This is a genomic window from Thermogutta sp. (genome assembly GCF_014359955.1).
GTDB lineage: Bacteria > Planctomycetota > Planctomycetia > Pirellulales > Thermoguttaceae > Thermogutta.
This window is the reverse complement of record NZ_JACIYL010000228.1, coordinates 1-5750: the sequence shown is the minus strand read 5'-3', so window position 1 is coordinate 5750 and position 5750 is coordinate 1. Positions and strand designations below refer to the sequence as shown.

The following is a 5750-nucleotide window of genomic DNA, read 5'->3' as shown; positions in this document are numbered from 1 at the left end:
ACACTCTACGGACAAAAGGAATGGGCCCAACCCTATGTCGAGCGGGCCCGGCAGGCACTCCGGTCCCAGACGGCGGCTCAAGAGAGCCATGCCGCCCCGTCGCCATCCCCGGTCGAAAGTTCCCCTGAATGAGACCGAACAGAGCGAAAAACTCCGTCTTCAAAGGTCTTTTCAGAGGCCGATCGACCTTATTGACGACATTGTCAACACGGAACCGGCTGGGGGCTGACATTCGCTCCGGCGCGTGAGCGTGCCCGTGTCTGACGAGCGGCCCGCCGCGCCTTTTGCGAGGCATCTTGTTTGCACCGGAACGACGCGCGGCAGACTGTTCGGAAATTACCGAGCATCATTCGGGCGTCCTTTTCGCAGGCACTGCTGCATTCCCACGGCGGCCCACACCGCCAGAACGGGAGCAAGCGGCGTCCTCATCCGAACGTTGCTCCAGTAGAAGGTGTGAACAACGCTGAGGGTGATTGCCAGACCCAATCCCCACACGGCGAGGGCCCACGCGGAGGTCTCCCCTTCCCGTCGAGCCTTTCTGATCACGAAAGTCAAACCGACCAGTGCGAAAAGGTATTCCACCAGAGAGAATACCCCCACTCCCCATCGAGCCAGCCGCACAGAAAGCGGTTCACGAGGGTCAAGCTGGTGGGGAATGGGGCGCCATAACTGGAGCAACCGGTACCCGCACGCATAAAGAAACATGCCCGGCTGGGCGCGGACGGTTTGCCATGCCCGACGATACGCCAGGCGATCGGCCGTCAGCTCGTTAGAGCCGGCCTCGGTGGCCACCGTGGCCTCCCATCGGCGATTAAACTCAGCGCCGTCCCAGACCAGGCGGTCCTCGGGGTTCCGCAAAAACTGATAAAAATCGTCATTGTTCGCCAGATAGAACGTATATCCCCCATGAGTCGTCCCGATGATGACTTTTCCAAACACAAAGAGATTCCGCAGTCCCCACGGCAACAGTGCCAAAATCACCCCCAAACCGAGCCAGGAGATGGAGCGCAACCGCCAACGAAGTATGTCCCCGGATGAAGCCCCCCGTGATCTCCGCGAAGGGACGTCGGTGCGATTTCCTGCGGATGGCCCTTCCAGTGATGACGAGGTCATTTGTTCACGAAAAGGTTTCTCGCCTTTTCCCGGCGCTGTGAACAAGAGCGCAAGACCTCCAGCAGCAAACGGCCACAAGAGAAAGGTGGGCCTCGTCAGGGCACACGCGCCCAAAAGCAGTCCCAGGGCCAACCAGGCGAAACCTGAGGGGCGGTTGGCCACCCGGCTTGCCAGCCATACGACCAGGACTGCCAGAAAAGCGCTCTGCGTTTCTGTCATCACCAGTCGGCTGGAATGCAGGAGAAGGGGATCGAAGCCCGCCAGCAACACCGCCGCAACGGCCGCGCGGAGTCCACCAATTCGGCCTGCGAGAATGGCCGCGCACAGCGCAGTGGCCCAGCCCATCAATAAATGCAGACCCGCCACGCCAATCCGCCACGAGTCGCCCCAGCAGGCCTGAACCCCTGCCAGCACCAGCGGGTAAAGCGGCGGGCGATAGGCCGTGGGACGGCCGTCGAGACTGAAGCTCCCTCGTGTGACCAGCTCCCGGGCAACATGCTGATAGCTGTCGGGATCGGTCGTCAAAGCCCCGGGAACGAGGAGTACTGCCAGCCGTCCGGCCAGGACGGCCAGCGCGGAGGCAATGAGAAGCCGCCCCATAGCGGACGAACGATGTTCGGCAGAGATTCCATCCGGCCAGCGCGTGATCATGAAAAAACAGAATAAAGCAGCCCCCGGTCAATCGCCAGGGGCTTTCCCTCGGTTTCTGCCCAAAGTGGCCGCGCTGTCACCAGACGACATCGAATCCAAGAGAAACGCCCTGGAAGAACACGGTCCCGTTGTCGTTAATCCGCCCGGGGCTGAGCAGGGTGAAATCGACCTGTTCGGGCGCCAGGGCCACTCCGTCCAGCCACATCATATCGTAGGCCCCAAACACGCGGACACGATCCCAAAGGCGATAATTGGCGACGATGCTCACTTCACCCATAAAGGACACATCGTCGTCCTTTGCATAACGGGTGATGTGATGGGGTGGATGGGCCAGGGCAAAGTCGGTGAACTGTTCCGCCCAGTTGAACATGGGTGCCGCTTTGACGCGGGCTCCCCATTCGAAGCGGTGCCGCCGGAACAATAGTTCGCCCGCCAGTTGGATTCCAAACGTGTCATTTTGAGTCCAGATCGTCTGCCGGGCGTAAAGTGATTCGGGTCCTCCATCGGTGATCACCGTTCCCCGACTGTCAAAGGTGAAACCTTCGTCGAAGGAGAGGCTGCGAAATCCAACAGCGTAGTTGAAATACATGCCCGGCTGGCATTGCCGCTGCCACCGGCCGTTCGGTAGCAGGGCGAGTCGGTCGGGTCGCGGCCTCGGCTTGAACCACCAGTTCAACTCGAAATTGTTGATTTCCGACTCGTAACGAATCTGATGTGTGTCCGCGTAGTTGAAGTCGAGCAAACCGTAGAAAGAGAACAGGTCACCCGCGGTAAACTGGGTGCCCCCAAATAAGTCGGAATTGTAGGTGACGCGCTCCCCACGAACCGCCTGCGTATCCTTCCACTCGTTGAGCCCCCAATACACGAACTCGATGAACTGGTCGCGGTTCTCGCGATCGTTACCCAGATAATAGAGGACACGGGTTTCATATCCGCCGGCCACATCGAAATTGGCGTCGCTGGTGTTGAGCCTCCCGTTGCCGAGGGCGTCCACAGAAAGAAGCTTGGGTCTTGCCCGACCGCGATTGAGAATCTTCGCGCCGTTGTACCATGACCACAGATGAGGGCAGTCGTAGCCGGCGCCGCAGATTTCACAGCAGGGAGCAGTGCCTTGGGTGGGGATCGGCTCACCCTGCGAGGCCGCCCTGTCCCACGTACCGAGAGGCCATTCCTGGTCGGCGTTCTGGTTCGTTCCCTCTTCCGCCATCCAGGCCAGACTTTTGCCGGTTTGCGGTTCGGCCGCCGGTCCAAGGCGAATTCCCAAAACCAGGCACAGGGCCCACAACATCCCGCCCGTGACTGCTCGCCAAAGCACTCGTCTCACGCGTGCGCCTCCGTGTCAATCCTCTTGCCGCCGATAGACCAAGCCCGGCTGGCTGTTCAGAGCCGATACTGCATTTTGCTCATCGGCCAAAGCCTGCCAGAAAAACAGAAATAATCGCTAAAATCGATACCTCCGGCACGATCGGCCCGGCGACTCAATTCACCACATCCCCCACCATCTACACAACTCGCACTTTCACGCCAGACTCTTCGCGTGATCCAAGGCTTCCCCATTGGCGAAAGTGTCCCCACTTCCCCGAACACCAACACTCAATGCAATCGACAGACTGCACAATTTCTCGTGTACCCTGTACATCTTTCTCAAACTTCACAAACAATCCATTTGTGTGCGGGATTTCACTTTTCCTGTCTTGCCTCCGATGTGAATCTGTAGGCGATGAGAATACTGAGAAAGTCAAAATAGCTACTAGTTCTACACAAGCTAGATTGTATAGAAGGCCAGATCGCTCGACGGCCTTTGTGAATTCTGCGAAAAGAAAATAGTTCACAATAAATGCGTGCTATGGAGAAGCAATTGTCAGGGATGACCACCATGGACCATGCCAGCGAAGGTTTGAGAACCGTGCAAGAGATGTCCCCGCGATCCTTGCGCATCGTTGCCGAAGAGTTCACCCCCCCGCCTTCCGCAGACGTCAGCACCGTGGCGGGATGGCGGCAATTCTGTCGCTCCTTTCTGGAAGCGACGGGTTGTCTTCTTCGGTTTATCCCAGGGGGAGAGCCCACTAGCCCCCAGGATGTTCCCGTGGTCGCGCCGCAAGCGGATGGCGGCCAGCCTGAGCGCAACCGTCGTCCGTTTGGTCACCTCCGAATTGATCCAACCGATCGTGTGAGGGAAAAGCTTTCCCCTGCCCATCCCGCCGTCGAAATGGCCCGCAGTGTGGCAGGCATACTGGGCGAGATCCTCGCCACCCGGACCGCGCTATGGGAGCGTGAAGCGGAGCTGGCTGCGGCTATTCCGCTGATCCCCCACCCCGAAGAAACCCAGCACCTTGCCCGACGACTGGAAGAAGTCCTCCGCGCGGCGGCGACCGCCGTGGGAGCCCAGGCGGCTGCGGTGTATATGCTCGATGAGAGCACAACTTATCTCAAAGTCCGCGCGGTGTGGGGGATGTCAGTCAATCGGCTCCTCGCTCCGCCCCGAAAACTCAAGGAATCACTTGCCGATCTGGAAGCCATGCTGGGTCACGCGGTGGCGTTGGAAACCGCTGCCCAGATCGCCCACTGGCGTCCCCCGGAGCCATGTGCTTCGGCCGTGTGCCTGCCAATCTCAACACCGACCACGATTTTGGGAACACTTTGGGTCTTTGCCCAGGAAGAACGCACTTTTACCGAAAGAGACATCGACCTTTTGGAAGTGACGGCCGGTCGGGTGGCAGCCGAACTCGAGCGGGAGGCCGCCCTGCAAACGGCTCTCCAGGCCGCCCACCTGCGACGGCAGCTCGAAACGGCTCAGCGCCTCCTCCGCAGCCAGTTACCGGTCATTTCCCCGCTCGTGGAAGGATGGGAGTTTGCGGGTTGGCTTGAGACCGACCGGCTGGGCGGCGCCTTTTACGACTGGTGCTGCGGTCGCGATGGCCGCATCCACTTTGCAATGGGTGAAATGCCGGACGATTCCGTGCGCAACACCCTTGTCCTGACGTCCGTGCGGAGTGCGTGGCGATCGCTGTGCCAGTACGCCAAAGATCCGGGAAAACTGGTCGAGCAACTCAACCTGACGCTGTGGACAGGATCGGCCGGGGACCAGGCTGCGGCCATCTTCTGTGGCCTGATCGATCCCCGCGGCTCCAGTCTCCGCATGGCCTCCGCCGGAACTATCCATGCCGTTCTGATCACGCCCAAGCGTCATCGGGTTGTACCTCCCAGCGGAGCGCTGCTCGGCGTCGATCCCGAGTCCGGATATACCCCCCATCGCTGGTCGGTGCCCGAGGGCTCCGTTCTCGTTGTGGCCACGGCCGCCGTCCGTCAGGCGAAAGATGTCCAGCAGCGTCCCCTTTGGGAAACACAACTTCTGCCGATGATCAGCAGCCATCTCCACCTGCCCGTCAAAACGCTCGTCGAGAAGGCCCAGGGCATTCTGGAAGAGCGAACCTCCACCGATCAGGGTATGGCGGGGATTCTCATGATCAAGCGGCGGAGTTCCGCCCCAACCCGGAACTCGCGGAAAAAGCAGACAACGTAAATTCCCGGCCTCCTGAAAACCGGGGTGCAGCGCCATGTTGGGTCTGTGGCTGAGCTTCATTCTTATGGCGACACTGAACCTCGCCCTGGGAGTCGCCACAGCTATTTATTTCCGCCGTTGTATTGACAATCTGCGAGCCGCCGTCCAAAACCTGGAGAACGACAGTCTCGCATTCGAGAACCAAATGAGCGGCGACGAGTTACCCGCAGGCTCAGCCGGCCCCAATGCCCCCTCATCGGCGCTTGACAAAAAGCGGCTTTTGAAAAGGGATGAAGAAACTCTACCCGGCGCCCCTGAGGACGGCGGAGTCCCGGCAACGAATCCTGGAGAGACCGACCGGGAGACCCACGAGAGCGAAATCCCTGAAACTTCTCCAGAAGAGGAGTGGCTTGGAGACGAAGAAACGCCCAGCCCAAGAGCCGACTCTCGAACCGCCGCGAACGAGGTGCCCGGTACTTCGGAC

General features: G+C 59.9%; 4 protein-coding genes. 2 read left to right on the top strand and 2 right to left on the bottom strand.

Features of this window, described 5'->3' with window-relative positions:
• Window positions 1-336: 336 nt before the first annotated feature.
• Entirely contained in the window at window positions 337-1764 is a 1428-nt protein-coding gene (locus H5U08_RS08790; protein WP_297032245.1) for a glycosyltransferase family 39 protein, read from the bottom strand.
• Window positions 1765-1840: 76 nt separating this feature from the next.
• Window positions 1841-3088, bottom strand: coding sequence for a hypothetical protein (locus H5U08_RS08785; RefSeq protein ID WP_297032243.1), 1248 nt, complete (start codon window positions 3086-3088; stop codon window positions 1841-1843).
• 552 nt (window positions 3089-3640) lie between these two features.
• Between H5U08_RS08785 and H5U08_RS08780 the strand changes: the two genes are divergently transcribed.
• Complete coding sequence (locus H5U08_RS08780; RefSeq protein ID WP_297032241.1) at window positions 3641-5287, top strand: SpoIIE family protein phosphatase; 1647 nt, start codon at window positions 3641-3643, stop codon at window positions 5285-5287.
• 34 nt (window positions 5288-5321) lie between these two features.
• A partial coding sequence (locus tag H5U08_RS08775; protein WP_297032239.1) for a hypothetical protein occupies window positions 5322-5750 on the top strand: 429 nt, incomplete at its 3' end.